This is a genomic window from Pseudomonas sp. MF6394, from assembly GCF_002018845.1.
GTDB classification, from domain to species: domain Bacteria; phylum Pseudomonadota; class Gammaproteobacteria; order Pseudomonadales; family Pseudomonadaceae; genus Aquipseudomonas; species Aquipseudomonas lactis.
In genome coordinates, this window is the sequence record NZ_MVOJ01000016.1 from 18,437 (window position 1) to 36,805 (window position 18,369).

An 18,369-nucleotide genomic window follows, 5' to 3' on the forward strand; every position below is an offset into this window, starting at 1 on the left:
AGCATGATCGTGGTTGAAAAACTGACCAAACAATTCAACGGTCAAGTGGTGCTCAACGGCATCGACCTTGAGGTCAAGGAAGGCGAAGTGGTCGCCATCATCGGCCCCAGCGGTTCGGGCAAGACCACCTTCCTGCGCTGCCTGAACTTCCTCGAAGAGCCCACCAGCGGCCGTATCAAGGTGGGTGACATCGAGATCGACAGCAGCAGGCCGCTCAACCAGCAACAGGGCCTGGTGCGGCGCCTGCGCCAGCATGTGGGCTTTGTGTTCCAGAACTTCAACCTGTTCCCCCACCGCACCGCGCTGGAAAACGTCATCGAAGGCCCGATTGTGGTCAAGAAGATGCCACGGGAAGCGGCGGCCGAACTGGGGCGCAAGCTGTTGGCCAGGGTGGGCCTGGCGGGCAAGGAAGCGTCCTACCCAAGGCGGTTGTCCGGCGGCCAGCAACAGCGTGTGGCGATTGCCCGCGCATTGGCCATGGAGCCGGAGGTGATCCTGTTCGACGAACCCACCTCGGCCCTCGACCCGGAACTGGTGGGCGAAGTTCTGGCAACCATCCGCAGCCTGGCCGAAGAAAACCGCACCATGGTCATTGTCACCCACGAGATGAGCTTTGCGCGGGACGTGGCCAACCGGGTGATCTTTTTCGACAAGGGCGTGATCGTCGAACAGGGCGAAGCCAAGGCGCTGTTTGCCAACCCCAGGGAAGAACGCACCAAGCAGTTCCTGAGCAAATTCCTCGCCCACTGACACCTCCCGATGTAGGAGCGAGCTTGCTCGCGAAGAACGTTAACGATAACGCGGTGAATCAGATTGACCGAGTTGCCTGGACGTTCTTCGCGAGCAAGCTCGCTCCTACAACGGGTTGCAGGTTGAGCGTGTAAAAGCCCCCCTCGCAAGCGCCTTAAAATCCCCCTCCCCGTCAGACCCTTCTGAATCTCTCCAAACCCGCCGTTTAGCCCTTTGCCTCCATTGACGCTCCCCGGCCAACCCTCTTATCTAGCGCCTTGAGGATTGGATCCTATCCCGGCTACTGACTGAATCGTGTCTTTCGACCCCCTTGCGCCTGTGCGTCGAGGTTTCGGAACGATTGCTGCTGGCTGCATCAAGGAGATTACTTATGACACACACTCAAACCCCGGCCACGCTCCGTGCCCCAAGGCTGCCCCAAGCTATTGGAAACGGCATCAGCGCCCTGGCTTCCGCCCATTTGCAGGTCGACATTTCACCCTACCCGAGCATGGAGGAAGGCGACCTGATTGAACTGTTCTGGAACAACTGCTTTGCTGCCTCGCGCAAGGTGACGGCGTGCAAGATCGGCACGTATACCCACCTGTGCGTCCCGGAGAGCTTTGTGCAGGATGGCCCGGCACGCGTCCATTACCAGGTCTTGCAGATCGGCCATGGCCCGATGCGCTCGGCGGTGACCCTGGTGCGGGTCAAGACCAACTACCCCGGCGGTCAGCCTTTGCCGCGCCTGAACCCTGAAGGCGGCGACGAAAACCAGAACCTGGCGCCCGTGAACCTGCCCGAGACGATCCGCCGCCATGGCGTCAACAGCAGCCAGGTAAGGCGCGGCATTCCACTGACCATCGAGCCTTACCTGAACATGAGCACGGGCGACGCCATCACCTTGCGCTGGGGCGATGTACGCCTGGACCTGCCCCGCATCCAGGCCCAGGGCGTCGGCCTGGCGGTGCAGGTGTGGGTGCCGCCCCACGTGATTATCGAAGCAGGCGACGACTGCCGATTGGAGGTCACCTACTGCATTCTCGACCGCGTGGGTAACAACTCCCGCTGGGCGCCCGCCCGTACGCTGCGCATCGCCGCCTGCACACCGCCCTGCCCAGCCTCGTCCGCGCCGGGCTATCAACCGCGTCGCTTCGGATCACCCTGTGAACCGGGGTGACAGCCCTTCTATGCATATTCCTAAAAGTTAGTTTATTTAAATAATTAACACGCTTAGGGTATATGCACCGGACCACCGGACATTCCTGATTTTTCTGTTTATTTCATTGAATGCGAGGTCGGTATGGTCAGAATTACCCCGGTGCACAACGCCAGGGCATTGCGTGCAGCCAAGGAGCGGCGCTGATGTCTAACTTGGCTCTAACATCCCCCCAGAGTGATCTGGACGTAGCCCCCCTGCTGTTGCCCGCCACGGTGCTGCGCAACGACGCCCAGGCGCTGAGCGCCGCCCACGAACTGGCCCAGGCTGCGCGCGCGCAGGCCGCCCAGCGCGACCAGCAGCGCAAACTGCCCTGGGCGCAGCTCGAACAGTTCACCCGCAGCGGCTTGGGCAGTATTTCCATTCCCCGTGAATACGGCGGGCCCCAGGTGTCGTTTGTGACCCTGGCCGAAGTCTTCGCGATCATCAGCGCGGCCGACCCAGCCCTCGGGCAGATCCCGCAAAACCATTTCGGCATCCTGCATGTGTTGCAGGGCACCGCCACCGAGCGCCAGAAAAAGCAGCTGTTCCAGAGCGTGCTCGACGGCTGGCGCATCGGCAACGGCGGCCCCGAACGCGGCACCAAAAACACCCTGGAGCTCAAGGCGCGCCTCACGGCCGAAGGCGACGGGTTCGTGGTCAGCGGGCAAAAGTTCTACTCCACTGGAGCCTTGTTTGCCCACTGGGTGGCAATCAAGGCCCTGAACGATGACGGCAAGCAGGTCATGGCTTTTGTACGTCGCGGTAGCGAAGGGCTGCGCATCGTTGATGACTGGTCCGGCTTTGGCCAACGCACCACCGCCAGCGGCACCGTCTTGCTTGACCGCGTGGCCGTGGAGCCGGAACTGGTCATCGACAACTGGCGCCTGGGCGAAACCCCGAATATCCAGGGGGCCGTGTCGCAGTTGATTCAGGCCGCCATCGACGCCGGCATCGCCCGCGGCGCCCTCGACGATGCCATTGCTTTCGTGCGTGAACGTTCACGCCCGTGGATCGACGCCAAGGTCGAGCGAGCCAGCGACGACCTGTATGTAATCGCCGATATCGGCAAGTTGAAGATCGAACTGCACGCCGCCGAAGCCCTGCTGCGTAAGGCCGGCCAGGTGCTCGACCAGGTCAGCGCCGCGCCGATCACCGCGCAGTCCGCCGCCCACGCCTCGATTGCCGTGGCCGAGGCCAAGGTGCTGACCACCGAAGTGGCGCTGCAGGTCACCGAGAAGCTCTTCGAACTGGCGGGCAGCCGCGCCACCCTGGCCGAATTCAACCTTGACCGTCACTGGCGCAACGCCCGGGTGCACACCCTGCACGACCCGGTGCGCTGGAAGTACCACGCCATCGGCGCCTATCGACTCAACGGCACCTTGCCGGCTCGTCATTCCTGGATTTAACCAACCAGAACACTTTTTCCACGAGCTTCTGGAGAAACTCATGACCCTTTCTCACCCCGTCGCAGTCATCACCAGCGACGAACAAGCGCTTATCGTCGCCAGCGACCTTGCTGAAGACTTGCGCCGCGACAGCGCTCAACGCGACCGCGAACGCCGCCTGCCATTGCCCGAGCTGGACGTGTTTTCCCGCTCTGGCCTGTGGGGCATCAGCGTGCCCAAGGCCTACGGCGGCGCGGGCGTGTCCAACGTCACCCTGGCCAAGGTCATCACACTGATCGCCCAGGCCGATGGCTCGTTGGGCCAGATTCCGCAAAACCATTTCTATGCCCTCGAAGTACTGCGCGTGAACGGCAGCCCCGAGCAGCAGCAACGCCTGTACGCCGAGGTATTGGCCGGCCAACGCTTTGGCAACGCCTTGGCGGAACTGGGCACCAAGACCGCCCATGACCGCATCACCAGCCTCACTCGCGACGGCGATGGTTTTCGCATCAGCGGGCGCAAGTTCTACGCCACCGGGGCGATCTACGCCCAGCGCATCCCCACCTCGGTGGTGGATGCACACGGCGTGCAGCAACTGGCCTTCGTGCCGCGTGACAGCGCGGGCCTGACGGTGATCGACGACTGGAGCGGCTTCGGCCAGCGCACCACCGGCAGCGGCTCGGTGGTGTTCGACAACGTGTGGGTGGCAGCGCAAGACGTGGTGCCGTTCCAGAGCGCCTTCGAACGCCCGACTACCGTTGGCCCGCTGGCGCAGATCCTCCATGCGGCCATCGACACCGGCATCGCCCGTGCGGCCTTTGAGGACGCCTTGCATTTTGTGCGCACCAAGACCCGCCCGTGGATCGACGCCGGCAACGACAAGGCCACCGAAGACCCGCTGACTCTCAAGAGCTTCGGCCACTTGAGCAGCCGCCTGCACGCCGCCGAAGCCTTGCTGGAGCGCGCAGGGGAATTCCTCGACCGCGCCCAGGCCGACAGCAATGCCCAAACGGTTGCTGCTGCCTCCATCGCCGTCGCCGAAGTGCGCGCCCTGAGCACCGAGATCTCCCTGGCGGCCGGCAGCACCCTGTTCGAACTGGCCGGCAGCCAGGCGACCCTGGCCGAGCATGGCCTGGACCGCCACTGGCGCAACGCCCGGGTGCACACCCTGCACGACCCAGTCCGCTGGAAATACCATGCGGTCGGCAACTACTACCTCAACGATGAAAACCCGCCGCTGCGGGGGACCATCTGATGAGCAAAAAAAAGATCCTGCTCAATGCCTTCAACATGAACTGCATCGGGCACATCAACCACGGTTTGTGGACCCACCCACGGGACACGTCCACCCACTACAACACCCTCGAATACTGGACTGAACTGGCGCAAATCCTGGAGCGCGGGCTGTTCGACGGTTTGTTCATCGCCGATATCGTCGGTGTGTATGACGTGTACCAGGACTCCATCGACGTGCCGCTCAAGGAGTCGATCCAGTTACCGGTCAACGACCCTCTGCTGCTGGTGTCGGCCATGGCCGCTGTCACCAAGCACTTGGGCTTCGGCCTTACCGCCAACCTCACCTATGAGCCGCCGTACCTGTTCGCCCGGCGCATGTCGACGCTGGATCACCTGACCCGTGGCCGGGTGGGTTGGAACATTGTCACCGGCTACCTCGACAGCGCCGCCAAGGCCATGGGCCTCACCGAACAGGTCGAGCATGACCGGCGCTACGACCAGGCCGATGAATACCTGCAGGTGTTGTACAAGCTCTGGGAAGGCAGTTGGGAAGACGACGCGGTGCGCAACGATCGCCAAGCGCGGGTGTATGCGCAACCGGGCAAGGTGCACAAGGTTGCGCACCACGGCGAGTTTTATCAGGTGGAGGGTTACCACCTGTGCGAGCCATCGCCGCAGCGTACGCCCGTGCTGTTCCAGGCCGGAAGTTCCGAGCGTGGCTTGCTGTTCGCCGGGCAGCATGCCGAGTGCGTGTTTATCAGCGGGCAGAACAAACCCGCGACCAAGCGCCAGGTGGACAAGGTGCGCGCCAGCGCGGTGGAGGCTGGGCGCAACCCGGATGACATCAAGGTGTTCATGGGCCTTAACGTGATCGTGGGCGCCACCGAAGAGCTGGCGTGGGCCAAGCACGCCGAGTACCTCAGCTACGCCAGCGCGGAAGCCGGCGTGGCGCATTTCTCGGCCTCGACCGGGATTGATTTTGCCCAATACGGGCTGGACGAACCGATCCAGTACGTCAAGAGCAACGCGATCCAGTCCGCGACCCAGAACCTGCAGAACAACGACTGGACCCGGCGCAAATTGCTCGACCAGCACGCCCTGGGCGGGCGCTATATCACCTTGGTGGGCTCGCCTGAACAGGTGGCCGATGAGCTGGAATCCTGGATCAGCGAAACGGGGCTGGATGGTTTCAACCTGACGCGCATTGTGACGCCGGAGAGCTATGTGGATTTCATTGAGCTGGTGATACCGGAGTTACAACGACGGGGCTCGTACAAGACCGAATATGCGCCGGGAACGCTGCGGGAAAAAGTCTTCCACGACACGGCCCGCTTACCCAAGCAACACACCGGCTCTACCTACCGCCACCACGCCCTGTAGGAGCGAGCTTGCTCGCGAAGACCGTCAACGATAACGCGGGCCGCCTGGTATGCCGAGGCGCCCTCCAGTTTTTCGCGAGCAAGCTCGCTCCTACAATGGAAATCGACTATGAAAAAGACATTGCTCAACAACCCAGTCAAAGCACTGGCTCTGGCCCTTGGCTTATTCAGCTCGGCGGTATTTGCCGCCGACGCCCCGCTGAAAATCGGCACCACCGCCGCCTTCGCCATTCCGCTGGAAGCCGCCGTACAAGAAGCCGGCAAGCAGGGCCTGAAGGTCGAACTGGTGGAGTTCACCGACTGGATCGCGCCCAACGTCAGCCTCGCCGCCGGCGATATCGACGTGAACTACTTCCAGCACATCCCCTTCCTGGAAAACGCCAAGGCCGCCGCCGGGTTTGACCTGGTGCCGTACGCGCCGGGCATCATCAACAACGTCGGGCTGTATTCGAAAAAATACAAAAGCGTTAACGAGCTGCCCGAAGGCGCCAGCGTGGCGATTGCCAACGACCCGATCAACAGCGGTCGCGGCCTGCAACTGCTGGCCAAGGCCGGGCTGATCACCCTCAAGCCGGGCGTGGGCTACAAGGCCACCGAAGAAGACATCGTCGCCAACCCGAAAAACATCAAGATCCTGCAAGTGGAAGCGGTGCAACTGGTGCGCGCCTATGACGACGCCGATCTGGTGCAGGGCTACCCCGCGTATATCCGCCTGTCCAAGACCTTCGATGCCGAGTCGGCGCTGCTGTTCGACGGCCTCGACCACCCGGAATACGTGATTCAGTTCGTGATCCAGCCCAAGAGCAAAACCGACCCACGGGTGATCAAGTTCGTCGATATCTACCAGCACTCGCCGGTAGTGCGTGCGGCCTTGGACAAGTCCCTCGGCAAGCTCTACCAGGTCGGCTGGGAAGCTAAACCATGAGTGCCGCCAACGCCCGCTTGCGCGACCTGGAGCACGCGCCCAGCCACGCCGAACAGACTGAACTGCACCCGGACTTGAACCACGCCCACGTGCGGTTCATCAACCTGGGCAAAACCTATGACGGCACGGTGCATGCGCTGCAAGGCATTGACCTGGCGATCCAGCGTGGCGAAGTGTTCGGCATCATCGGCCGCAGCGGCGCCGGCAAGTCGTCGCTGATCCGCACCATCAACCGTCTGGAACAACCCAGCAGCGGACGCGTGCTGATCGACCAGGTAGACATCGGCGGCTTCGATGAGGACCACTTGGTGGCGCTGCGCCGACGCATCGGCATGATCTTCCAGCACTTCAACCTGATGTCGGCCAAGACCGTGTGGCAGAACGTCGAGTTGCCGCTCAAGGTCGCCGGCGTGCCCCAGGCACAACGCGCGCGAAAGGTGCATGAACTGCTGGAACTGGTAGGCCTGCAAGACAAACACAAGGCATACCCGGCGCAGCTGTCCGGCGGGCAGAAACAACGCGTCGGCATCGCCCGCGCGCTGGTGCACGACCCCGAGATTCTGCTGTGCGACGAAGCCACTTCGGCCCTCGACCCGGAAACCACCCAGTCGATCCTCAGCCTGCTGCGCGAGATCAACCAGCGCCTGGGCCTGACCATCGTGCTGATCACCCACGAGATGGCGGTGATCCGCGACATCTGCGAGCGCGTGGTGGTACTCGAACACGGGCGTATCGTCGAGCAAGGCCCGGTGTGGCAGGTGTTTGGCGATCCGCAACATGAGGTCAGCAAGACCCTGCTCGCCCCCCTGCAACACGGCTTGCCGCCAGAGTTGCAAAGCCGCCTGCAACCCACGCCCGCCTCGGCCGACGCCGCACTGGTGCTGCGCTTGCAGTTCACCGGCAGCGACAGCCTGGAGCCAGACCTCGCGGCGCTGTTCAGCGCCCTCGGTGGCCGCGTGCGCTTGCTGCAAGGCGGCGTGGAACGCATCCAGGGGCATGCCTTGGGGCAACTGCTGCTGGCAGTGAATGCATCGCCGCACAACGGCGAAGAACTGCGCAAACGCGCGGCCAATTGGGCACAACAGGTGGAGGTGCTGGGCTATGTGGCTTGATCGTTTAGTGCAGGGCGCCATCGACACCTTGTTGATGGTGGGGGTGTCGTCGCTGATCGCGTTGCTGGTGGGTATTCCGCTGGCAGTGTTCCTGGTCACCAGTGACAAGGGCGGCATCTACCAGGCACCGGCCCTTAACCGCGTGCTGGGAGCGTTCGTGAATCTGTTCCGCTCCATTCCGTTCCTGATCCTGATGGTGGCGCTGATCCCGTTCACGCGCCTGATCGTCGGCACCACCTATGGCGTCTGGGCGGCAGTTGTACCGCTGACCATCGCCGCCACGCCGTTCTTTGCACGCATCGCCGAAGTGAGCCTACGCGAAGTCGACCATGGCCTGATCGAAGCCGCGCAGGCCATGGGTTGCCGCCGCTGGCACATCATCTGGCATGTGCTGCTGCCCGAGGCGCTGCCCGGCATCGTCGGCGGCTTCACCATCACCCTGGTGACCATGATCAACTCATCGGCCATGGCCGGGGCGATCGGCGCCGGTGGCCTGGGCGATATTGCCTACCGCTATGGCTACCAGCGCTTCGACACGCAGATCATGCTCACGGTGATTGTGCTGCTGGTGGCGCTGGTGGCGGTGATCCAACTGAGCGGAGACCGCTTGGCGCGGGTATTGAACAAGCGCTGACGTCACGGGCACTCATCCAGTTGGGCTACGCTGGCGCGGGGCACGAAGGTGATGGTTTTGTCCTTGGCCTGCCAGGGCCGCACGATGTAGCTGCCATCCGAGTCGGCCATCACCCGCAGTTTCACGCTGCGCTTGGGGCTGTCGGCGTCTACCAGCACGCTGGGGACCTTGGCCTCTGCCGCCCAGGTCATCAACGTACAAACGCGCCCTCCCGAGGCGGAGCCTTGCAGCGGCAGGCCGCCCAACTTGGCCCCACTCGCCGGGATCAGCCCGAGTAAAACGATGAGAGCAAAGGCCACCAATGAGGCGAACGCCACCGGGTTTTTCTGAACGCGCATGCGCACCACCAGGCAGGCGGCGCTCCCCTGAATCAGAAACAGCACGGCCATTTCGGCGGCCATGAACGGCGCAAAGAACACGGCGCTGTCGGAGTACTCGCTGAAGGCGCGGGAGACCGGCACCGTCACCATCAAAATGACCACCATTTGAACCACCCCGGCACCAGCACTGGCCAGCCAGAACTCGCCGGACAACTCACGCAGGGCAACATGGGCGGGCCGGGCGCGAATGATGATGCCGACATAGGCCACTACCGCCGCCATGATCGCCACGATCCAACTGAGCGTCAGCAACAGCCCACTTTCGGCGTTCACGGACAGGTACACGGCGGACATCCAGAATACAAACATCACCAACAGGCTGGCCGCCCAATGCCCCAGTAACCGCCGGTGCTGGGCCGTCTCTTGCGGCGACTGCGGGCTGAGATTGAGTTGATCACTCAGGCGCACACCGGTGCCGTTCAGGCGCGTGAACAAGATGAACGTCGGCACCAGGATCGACGCGCCCATCATGCCAATCACAAATACCAACATGGCGAACATCGCCGGCAATGCGGTGAACGCCGATGCCGACAAGATACTCAGCGGCACCTTTTCCATCTGGATGTACTGGTACAGGTACAGGCCGGCCACCGAGAGAATCCCCACCGTCAGCGGCCAGGCACGCTCATTGAGCCAGAGCAAGCCATTGCTCAATCTCGTGGCGTATTGGTCGACCTTGTTCGGTGCGGTGTCGTTGCCAACGGGTGAACGTTTTCCCTCTTCCATGGATGTATAACCCTCTGCAAATGAGGGCCGAATCTTACCCACAATTTCCCGTGGCGGTCTGTCGGATGCGCGCACTGCGACCGCCGTGAAGCGCCCTACAGCGGATACACGGTTTTCAACTCACGAGTGGGCCGGGGTATAGTCCCCCTACCTCAGCCGCAGCCGTGCGCCATGCCATGAAACTTGCTCCCGACGACCTCAACCAGATCACCGCCGCCACCCTGGGCCATTACAACAAGGTGGCCGAAGACTTTCGTGAAGGCACCCGCGATCACGATGTGAGCCAGAACATCGACGCGCTGCTGCGGCATATCCAGGGCACGCCGCCGTTTACCGTGCTGGATTTCGGCTGTGGGCCGGGGCGGGATTTGCAGACGTTTACGCGCATGGGGCATATCGCCGTGGGCCTGGATGGCTCCCAGCGTTTTGCGCAGATGGCCCGCGAAGACAGCGGCTGTGAAGTGTTGCAGCAGGACTTTCTCAAGCTGGACCTGCCCGCCGAACGCTTCGATGGAGTGTTTGCCAATGCGGTGCTGTTTCATATTCCCAAGCAGGAACTGCCACGAGTGCTCAAAGAGCTGCACGGCGCGTTGAAGCCTGGGGGCGTGCTGTTCAGCTCCAACCCTCGGGGCGAGAACCAAGAGGGCTGGAATGGGCCGCGGTATGGGTCTTATCACGACCTGCAGGCGTGGCAGGCCTTGCTGACTGCGGCTGGGTTTGAAGAGCTGGAGCATTACTACCGGCCGGCCGGGTTACCGCGGGAACAGCAGCCTTGGTTGGCGAGTGTGTGGCGTAAACTTTAGTGCTGCATCGCCTCTACCTGCCTCATCGCAGGCAAGCCAGCTCCCACCTTTGGAATGCATTCCCCTGTGGGAGCGGGCTTGCCCGCGATGGCGCCGTAACGGGCAGCGTTATTTCACCTGATACACCACCGGCTCCTCCCCCTCCGCCAGTACCGTGATACTGCGCCCGGCATACCCCTGTTTTTCCTCCGCCGAGAAATTCGCCACCAACCGCGTCCCGTCAGCAAAGGTTGTTTGCTGCACCTGCTTGTCTGCGCTCAGCCAGCGAAAATCAGTCATCGCCTGGGTCGCCAAGCGCTGGTGCAACGGCCGGAAAAAACGGTCCTGACGCTGAATAATCGGCAGCCGCGCCTTGAGCGTCGCCGCACTGAGGTGATACAGCGGCGGCACGTTGTAGAGCAGTTGGGTCAGTTCATTGTCGCCCCGCACATTGCTCAGCTTGAGGCTGTCGAACAGCCAATGATGGGTGGTGATCACCGAGCCATGGAACACCGCCTGGTATAACGGCAGGCGCATCGTCGGCTCGAAATACACCGTGCGAAACGGCTCCTTCAACGGCACTGATTTGAAGAACACCGCCGGTTGCTCGGTTGGGTACCAGTTGCCGACGAAGTACGGCGACTGCGGGTCCTGGGTCATCTCGCGGTCGCCCCAGCCGATCACCGGGGTCTGCATGCCGTGGGCGAACAGGATGCCCTGGGCGGTGATGGCGTTGCCGTCTTCGGAGCCTGTGACCAGCTTCGGCACGGTGTTGATCCAGCGAGAGGCATCAATATTGCCCTCGGCGTTTTGCGCCTGGGTCATGCTGGCGTCGCTGCGGTAGCTGTCGAACAGCATGCTGGTGGCGTAGGCATCGAGAAACCAAGCATTGAAGCCAGCCTTGGCGTGTACCGCCTTCACCCGCGCCTCCAGCAGCGGCCGCACACAACGCGGGTCGGTGTAGTGGCCGGACTTCTGGAAGCCGGTTTTCAGCTTGCCGTCTTTCAGCACGATCGCGCAGTCACGATAGGCCTTGGCGCCTAGGTGGGCAGTGGTCCAATCGGGATTTTCGGTGGCGGACAGGGCCGTTTCATAGGAGTCGTAAGGCGCCATCAGAAAGCCGGCTTCCACCCCGGCGCGAATCGCCTCGGGATGCCACAGGCCACCCTCCCAACCTTCGCCCAAGGTCAGCAGCAAACGCTGCAGCCCAGCGTCGCGCAGGGTTTGAATGGCGCTACTGCCCCAGGTTTGCGGGCTGTCACTCAAGGCCCCCGCAAAGTCGACGGCCAGTTCACTGCGCAGCTCGCCATAGCGGGCGGCAAGGCGGGTCATGTCTGGCTCTTGCACTTGCCAGGCCTGCCGGGCCTTGGTGTTGATCGCCGCATTGAGGCCGCGCAGCAGCACGGTTTGCTCATAGAGATTCAATGCAGTGGGCTTCGCCAGCAGCTGTGCGCTCTCTTTGTCCATCAGCGTCTTGAGTTCATGGCTGCGCAGCCGTTTGATCAATGTTGGCCAATCACGCACATCGCCCAAACCCAACAGGCCGTTGTCCCAGAGGTACACATGGCTGGCGCCCAGCAGTTTCTGGGCGTCGGGTGTTGGCCGCAGCTTGTCCGCCAACGGTTCATAGCGGCCCTGCTCCACCAGCCACTGGCGGTAGCGCTTGGCGCCGGCCAACGGGTCGGCATCGCCCAGGTACAGGCGCAGCGTCATCGGCGCGTCAGGCGCCAGCGGGGTGAACTCATGGGACGCGGAGAGGGCCAGGCCGTTGCCGTCGGCGTGCCATTGCAAGCGGTTGTTGTAGGGGTTGGTCAATAACCAGTTCAACGTGAAGCCAGCGTGATCCAAGCCCCACAGCGGCAGGCTCAGGTCCTGGGTGGTATTGAGCTCATCGCGCTCCAGCAGAAACGCCTTCCAGAGGGCATTGCCGGCAGGCACGTAATGCCCCTCGGCCAAGGGCCAGATCAACCCTCGCCCCATGGCCTCGGCGGGCTGGCGCAGCAGGGCCAACTCACCGGGCTCGCGGGCGTTGATGGTCAGGGCCAGGTCGCGCTGTTGCAGGCGGGCGCTCAGGCGATAGGCGCCGTTGTCCCATTGCCAAGTGGCCTGGTCGGGGGTGTTCTGCAATTGGCTGACGGCATGCGCCGCCACACCGCTGGAGGCCTGCACCGAGGCCTGGCCTGCGGGTGTCACGCGCAGCGCCAGGGTGGCGGGGTCTAGTTCGACGCGCCATAAGGCGTTTTCCAGTACGGTGGCGGCGAAAGCAGGCGATGCAAGGAGCAACGCGCAAAACAGCAAGGTGAAACGCAGGCACTGCATGAGGATCGACCTGGGTCTGGAATGAGGACCAGAGGGTACAGCATGCAGTAGTGAGCCAGGACGACATGGGGATTTTTCAGAAGCTTCACACAGCCTCAACCAGAATGAAGATCCAAGTGTGGGAGCTGGCTTGCCTGCGAAAGCGACAGTTCAGTCACAGATGCTGCGACTGACGCACCGCCTTCGCGGGCAAGCCCGCTCCCACAGGGGATCTGCGCTTAACTGACAGTCCTCTCTCAGAATTAATCCTGTTGTGGCTGATGCTCCTGTTTCGGCTCGCGGATCTTGTACCAGGCCACATACAGCGCCGGCAGAAACAGCAACGTCAGCAACGTCGCAATGATGATCCCGCCAATCATCGCGTAGGCCATCGGCCCCCAGAACACTTCCCGCGCAATCGGGATCATGCCCAGGCTCGCGGCGGCGGCCGTCAGCAGGATCGGCCGGCGCCGGTGCTCGGTGGCTTCCACCACTGCATCCCACGGCGTGTAGCCGGCCTCTTCGTACTCGTGGATCTGTGTGACCAGAATCACCGAGTTGCGAATGATGATGCCGATCAGCGCCAGGATCCCCAGGATCGCCACAAAGCCCATGGGCGTGCCCGTGGGGATCAACGCCAGCACCACGCCGATCAGCCCCAGCGGCGCGACACTGGCCACCAGGAACATCTTCTGCACGCTGTGCAACTGGATCATCAGGAAGGTGGCCATCAGGAACAGCATCAACGGCACCACCTTGGCGATAGGCCCCTGGGCCTTGCCACTTTCTTCGACGGTACCGCCGGTGGCGACTTTGTAGCCCACCGGCAAGCCCTCGCTGAATTTCTCGATGGTCGGTGCCACCTGCTTGACCAGGTCGGTCGGCTGCATCTCATCGCGCACGGCGGCCTTGATAGTGATGGTCGGCTTGCGGTCACGGCGCCACACCAGCGGCTGCTCCAGCTCGTAACGCACGGTGGCAAACGCCAGCAGTGGAATCGAGGTGCCGTTGGGCGTGACGATCTGCAGGTTCTGCAAGGTTTCCGGGGTGCCCCGCTCGGCATCTTCGGCGCGGCCGACCACGTTGATCAGGTAGATATCGTCGTGCACCTGGGTCACCGCCGCGCCGCTGACCACGCTGTTCATCAACTGCGCCACGTCTTCCGACGACAGCCCCAATTGCCGCGCCTTGTCCTGGGCTATGTCCACCCGCAGCACTTTGCCCGGCTCGTTCCAGTCGTAGATGATCTCGCCCAGGTGGGTGTTCTGATCCAGCAAGGTCGCCAGTTCAATGGCGTGCTTGCGCACCTGGTCGATGTCTTTGCCGGACACGCGGTACTGGATCGGCCGCCCGACCGGCGGGCCCATTTCCAGCGGCTGCACATAGCTGCCGATGCCGACAAAATCATCGCGCAGACGCTGTTGCAGGCGGGCGATCAGGGCGCCACGCTCTTCCAGGCCTTTGCTCACAATCACCAGTTGCGCGTAGTAGGGATTTTCCAGCTGCTGGTCCAGCGGCAGGTAGAAACGAATCGCGCCCTGGCCGATGTAGGTGCTCCAACGGGCGATGTCCGGGTCGTCCTTGATGATCGCTTCGAGGCGGTCAACGGCCTTGCGCGTCTCGTTGATCGAGGCGTTTTGCGGCAGGTTCAGGTCGACGAGAATTTCCGGACGGTCCGACGACGGGAAGAACTGGTTCTGCACAAATTGCATGGAGAACACCGAGGCCACGAACAGCGCCACGGTGATGCCAATCGCCCACCAACGGTTGCGCATGGCCCACAGCATGCCGCCATTGAAGGCACGGCCAATGCGCCCCGGCTCGGCGTTGTGCGGTTTCACATTGGCGCTGAGGATATGCACGCCGATCACCGGCGCAAACAGCACCGCCACCACCCACGACACCAGCATCGCCACGGCAATCACCGCGAACAGGGTAAAGGTGTACTCGCCCGCCGAACTGGCGTTGAGGCCAATCGGCACGAAGCCGGCCACGGTCACCAGGGTGCCAGTGAGCATCGGGAACGCCGTGGAGGTATAGGCGTAAGTCGCCGCCTGCTCCTTGGTTTCGCCTTTTTCCAGGCGCGTGATCATCATCTCCACGGTGATCATCGCGTCATCCACCAGCAGGCCGAGGGCGATGATCAACGCGCCCAGCGACACGCGTTGCATGGTGATGCCGCTGTATTCCATGAACACGAATACCAGCGCCAGCACCAACGGGATCGAGCACGCCACCACCAACCCGGCGCGCATGCCGAGGCTGATAAAGCTCACCACCAGCACGATGATCACCGCCTCGAACAATGCGCTGGTGAAGCCGCCGACAGCCTCTTCCACCACTTCGGCCTGGTCGGAGACCTTGTGCACGCCGACGCCCACCGGCAGGTCGGCGGTCAGCTCGTCCATGCGCCCGTGCAGGGCCTTGCCGAACGACTGGATATTGCCGCCCTTCTGCATGGCGATGGCCAAGCCAATCGCCGGTTTGCCATTGAAGCGGAACATCGGCCGCGCCGGGTCCACATAGCCACGGCTGATGTCGGCAATATCCGCCAGCCGATAGAAACGGTCATTGAGGCGCAGATTGACGTTGGCCAGGTCTTTCTCCGAGGCGAACTGCCCGGAGGTGCGCACGGAGATGCGTTCGGGCCCCGCCTCGATCACCCCGGCGGGGGTCACGGCGTTTTGCGATTGCAGGCTTTGCACGACCTGGCGCTGGTCAATCCCCAATGCCGCGAGTTTGCGCGTGGAGAAATTCAGGTAAATCACTTCGTCTTGCTGGCCGATCATCTCGACCTTGCCCAGCCCCGGCACCGAGCGGATCTCGGCGCGCACTTGCTCTACGTAGTCACGCAGCTGGCGCATCGACAGGCCATCGCCGGTAAAGGCATACACCGAGCCGAACACGTCACCGAATTCATCGTTGAACGACGGCCCCTGCAAGCCCTGGGGGAAGGTGCCGCGAATGTCATCGATCTTCTTGCGAACCTGGTACCAGATTTCCGGAATGGCCTTGGCGCTGGTGGTGTCCTTGAGGAACACGAACACCGTGGACTCGCCCGGCCGGGTGTAGCTTTTCACATAGTCGAGGGAGTCGAGTTCCTCGAGTTTTTTCTCGATGCGGTCGGTGACCTGCTTGAGGGTTTCTTCCTGGGTCGCACCCGGCCAGCGGGTCTGGATCACCATGGTCTTGATGGTGAACGAGGGGTCTTCTTCACGGCCCAGGTTCATGTACGAGAACACGCCCATCAGCAGCGCGACGAACATCAGGTACCAGACGAAGGACTGATGCTTGAGGGCCCAGTCGGATAAGTTGAAGCTCCCTTTCATCGCGGGCTGTCCTCGTCGATTTTGACTTTTTGCCCGGGTTTCAGGCTGTTCACGCCGGCAGTGACAATGCGCTCGCCGGGTTTGACGCTGCCATTGAGCAAGGCGCTGTGGGCATCACGGCTGATGACCGTGACCTCACGCGGTTGCACGGTCTGGCTCTGGGTGTCGAGCAGCCAGATGCGGGTCTTGCCATCGACTTCCTGCAAGGCGCTCAGGGGCAGTTCGATGCGCGGGGCGATGGCGGTGCTCAACGTCACGCTGATTGCCGTGCCCAGGCGGAACGCGGGCGGCGTTTCGGCCAGGCTCAGGCGTGCGCGACGGGTGCGCGTGGCGCTTTGGGCCTGAGGCTCGATCTCACGCACCACGGCGGTGGTGTGCACGCTGGGGTCCAGTTGGCCGGCGACCAGGAACACCACATCGGCAGGCAGACGTTCAGCCAGGCCGGCGGGCAGGTCGATCACGGCTTCCTTGATGTCCGGACGGGCCAGGGTCACCACTTGCTGGCCGGCGCTGACCACCTGGCCGGCCTCGGCATTCCAGGCAGTGACGATGCCGGCGTGGTCGGTGCGCAGTTCGGCGTAGTTGAGCTGGTCCTTGGCTTGATTGACCGAGGCGCGGGCCTGGTCGAGGGTCGCCTGGGTGGTTTTCAGGTCGGTCTGGGCCACATCCAATTGAGCCTGTGCGCCGACGCCACGGTTGAACAGTTCCTGTTGCCGCCGAGCGTTGGCCTGGGCGTTGATGAACTGCGCCTGTACCCGCGCCAGATCGCCCTGGGCAGCGCGTAATTGGTTCTGCTGGTCGGTGGGGTCAAGCACGGCGAGCAAGGCGCCCTTCTCCACTTCGGCACCGACATCCACGGCGCGGCGGGCGATGCGGCCAGGCACGCGGAAACCCAGGTTGCTTTCATAGCGGGCCTGGATGGTGCCGGCGAAACGACCGAGGCTTTCCTGATCTTCAGCCTTCACTTCCATGGACAGCACCGGGCGTATGGGTTCGGGCGGCGCCTCTTCCTTGGAGCAGGCCACCAGCAACAGGCTGGCGGCGACAATGAGCGTCAGTTGTTTCATGGCTGCGCTCCGGGTTGGGCGATTTCGACGACCATGCCGGGGTGCAGCAATTGCCCACCGGCTATCACGACTTTTTCACCGCCGTTGAGGCCCTCGCCGATGATCACCTTGCCGGTGAGGTAGCGCGCCACGATGACCTTGTGCAACTGCGCCTTGCCTTCACCGTCCACCAACCACACGGCTGGCTCGTTGAGGTCTTTGGTCAGCGCCGACCAGGGCAGCTCGATGCTCGCCTTGGCCGGGCCATTGGCGGTGGCGCTGACCACCGAGCCCAGCTCCATGCCCTTGGGCAGGCTTTGCAGGGCGATCTTCACTTGCACGGTGCCGGTATTGGCGGCCACGGCGGGCGTGACTTCGCGGACTTTGCCCACGGCCTTGATGCTCGGGTTGTCCAGCAGGCTGACGGTAATCGGCGCGTCGGGCGGCGGCTCCACCAGCAAGGACTCATACACGTTGAACACGGCGTCACGCTCGCCATCGCGGGCCAGGCTGAAGATCGGCACGGTAGCTTGTACCACTTGGCCGACTTCGGCCTGGCGCGCCGTGATGATCCCCGGTGCATCGGCGATCAACGCGGTGTAGCCCAATTGTTCGCGGGCATTGGCCAACTGCGCCTGGGCAGCGGCCAGGGCACTTTGACTGCTGCGCAGCGCGGCCTGGGCGGCGTCGTATTCGCTGCGGCTGGTATAACCTTTGGGCAAGAGTTTTTCCTGGCGCACGAAGGCGGCGGCGGTCTGCTTGACCCGCGCCTGTTCAGCCACAACCTGAGCCTGGGCGGAATCGACATTGGTTTGCAGGTCCTTGGGGTCGAGCTTGGCCAGCACTTGCCTGGCCGTTACTCGGTCGCCCACGTCGACCATGCGCTGGATGATCTTGCCTCCCACGCGAAAGGACAGATCGGTTTGCACCCGCGCCTGGATATCACCGGTCAACGTGACCGCCGCGGCAAAATCCGCCGACTGCACCGTTTGCACGAACACCCGTGAATGCTGCTTGGGCTCGGCCTTGTCTTGGCCACAGCCACTGAGCAGCGCCAGGAGGCCAAGGCTGAAAATAAATGTCGAGGTGCGACCGCCCATGCAGGCTCCTTTTGCGTGATGCCGACGTTCAAGTGTGTATGCGACTGTGAGCTTAGATCAGGGTTCCTTATCTGCATGGAGGATCCCATACTCCAATGGTTCCCATG

General features: G+C 62.8%; 14 protein-coding genes. 9 read left to right on the forward strand and 5 right to left on the reverse strand.

All coding sequences use genetic code 11. The features are described from left to right. Window positions 1-3: 3 nt before the first annotated feature. From tcyN to MF6394_RS17540, 8 genes are all read left to right on the forward strand, one after another. Window positions 4-750, forward strand: coding sequence for an L-cystine ABC transporter ATP-binding protein TcyN (gene tcyN / locus MF6394_RS17505; RefSeq protein WP_014716461.1), 747 nt, complete (start codon window positions 4-6; stop codon window positions 748-750). 370 nt (window positions 751-1,120) lie between these two features. Next, on the forward strand, window positions 1,121-1,909 hold the full coding sequence (locus MF6394_RS17510; RefSeq protein WP_069558050.1) for a hypothetical protein: 789 nt from the start codon (window positions 1,121-1,123) through the stop codon (window positions 1,907-1,909). 185 nt (window positions 1,910-2,094) lie between these two features. Further along, entirely contained in the window at window positions 2,095-3,336 is a 1,242-nt protein-coding gene (locus MF6394_RS17515) for an SfnB family sulfur acquisition oxidoreductase (RefSeq protein ID WP_047712332.1), read from the forward strand. 40 nt (window positions 3,337-3,376) lie between these two features. After that, window positions 3,377-4,570, forward strand: coding sequence for an SfnB family sulfur acquisition oxidoreductase (locus tag MF6394_RS17520; RefSeq protein WP_047712331.1), 1,194 nt, complete (start codon window positions 3,377-3,379; stop codon window positions 4,568-4,570). Then, window positions 4,570-5,931, forward strand: coding sequence for an LLM class flavin-dependent oxidoreductase (locus MF6394_RS17525; protein ID WP_078467146.1), 1,362 nt, complete (start codon window positions 4,570-4,572; stop codon window positions 5,929-5,931). The genes MF6394_RS17520 and MF6394_RS17525 overlap by 1 nt, the downstream gene beginning before the upstream one ends. 108 nt (window positions 5,932-6,039) lie before the next feature. After that, window positions 6,040-6,855, forward strand: a complete 816-nt coding sequence (locus MF6394_RS17530; RefSeq protein ID WP_044270449.1) for a MetQ/NlpA family ABC transporter substrate-binding protein — start codon at window positions 6,040-6,042, stop codon at window positions 6,853-6,855. Continuing rightward, entirely contained in the window at window positions 6,852-7,967 is a 1,116-nt protein-coding gene (locus MF6394_RS17535; RefSeq protein WP_078467147.1) for a methionine ABC transporter ATP-binding protein, read from the forward strand. The genes MF6394_RS17530 and MF6394_RS17535 overlap by 4 nt, the downstream gene beginning before the upstream one ends. Then, entirely contained in the window at window positions 7,957-8,601 is a 645-nt protein-coding gene (locus tag MF6394_RS17540) for a methionine ABC transporter permease (RefSeq protein WP_078467148.1), read from the forward strand. Before MF6394_RS17535 ends, MF6394_RS17540 begins: the two co-directional genes overlap by 11 nt. A 2-nt stretch (window positions 8,602-8,603) precedes the next feature. On the opposite strand, the gene MF6394_RS17545 is transcribed toward MF6394_RS17540, so the two are convergent. Further along, window positions 8,604-9,707 (reverse strand): hypothetical protein, encoded by a 1,104-nt coding sequence (locus tag MF6394_RS17545; protein WP_078467149.1) that lies wholly within the window; start codon window positions 9,705-9,707, stop codon window positions 8,604-8,606. A gap of 176 nt (window positions 9,708-9,883) precedes the next feature. Between MF6394_RS17545 and MF6394_RS17550 the strand changes: the two genes are divergently transcribed. Then, a complete protein-coding gene (locus MF6394_RS17550) occupies window positions 9,884-10,510 on the forward strand; it encodes a class I SAM-dependent methyltransferase (protein WP_078467150.1) in 627 nt (208 codons plus the stop codon). Between the two features lie 108 nt (window positions 10,511-10,618). Here MF6394_RS17550 and MF6394_RS17555 read toward each other — a convergent pair whose 3' ends face one another. The 4 genes from MF6394_RS17555 to MF6394_RS17570 all read right to left on the reverse strand — a co-directional run bounded on the left by MF6394_RS17555 (window position 10,619) and on the right by MF6394_RS17570 (window position 18,262). After that, entirely contained in the window at window positions 10,619-12,808 is a 2,190-nt protein-coding gene (locus tag MF6394_RS17555; protein ID WP_078467151.1) for a glycoside hydrolase, read from the reverse strand. A gap of 242 nt (window positions 12,809-13,050) precedes the next feature. Next, entirely contained in the window at window positions 13,051-16,116 is a 3,066-nt protein-coding gene (locus MF6394_RS17560; RefSeq protein ID WP_078467152.1) for an efflux RND transporter permease subunit, read from the reverse strand. After that, window positions 16,113-17,183, reverse strand: a complete 1,071-nt coding sequence (locus tag MF6394_RS17565; protein ID WP_078467153.1) for an efflux RND transporter periplasmic adaptor subunit — start codon at window positions 17,181-17,183, stop codon at window positions 16,113-16,115. Before MF6394_RS17565 ends, MF6394_RS17560 begins: the two co-directional genes overlap by 4 nt. Next, a complete protein-coding gene (locus MF6394_RS17570; protein ID WP_078467154.1) occupies window positions 17,180-18,262 on the reverse strand; it encodes an efflux RND transporter periplasmic adaptor subunit in 1,083 nt (360 codons plus the stop codon). The genes MF6394_RS17565 and MF6394_RS17570 overlap by 4 nt, the downstream gene beginning before the upstream one ends. Window positions 18,263-18,369: the final 107 nt, after the last annotated feature.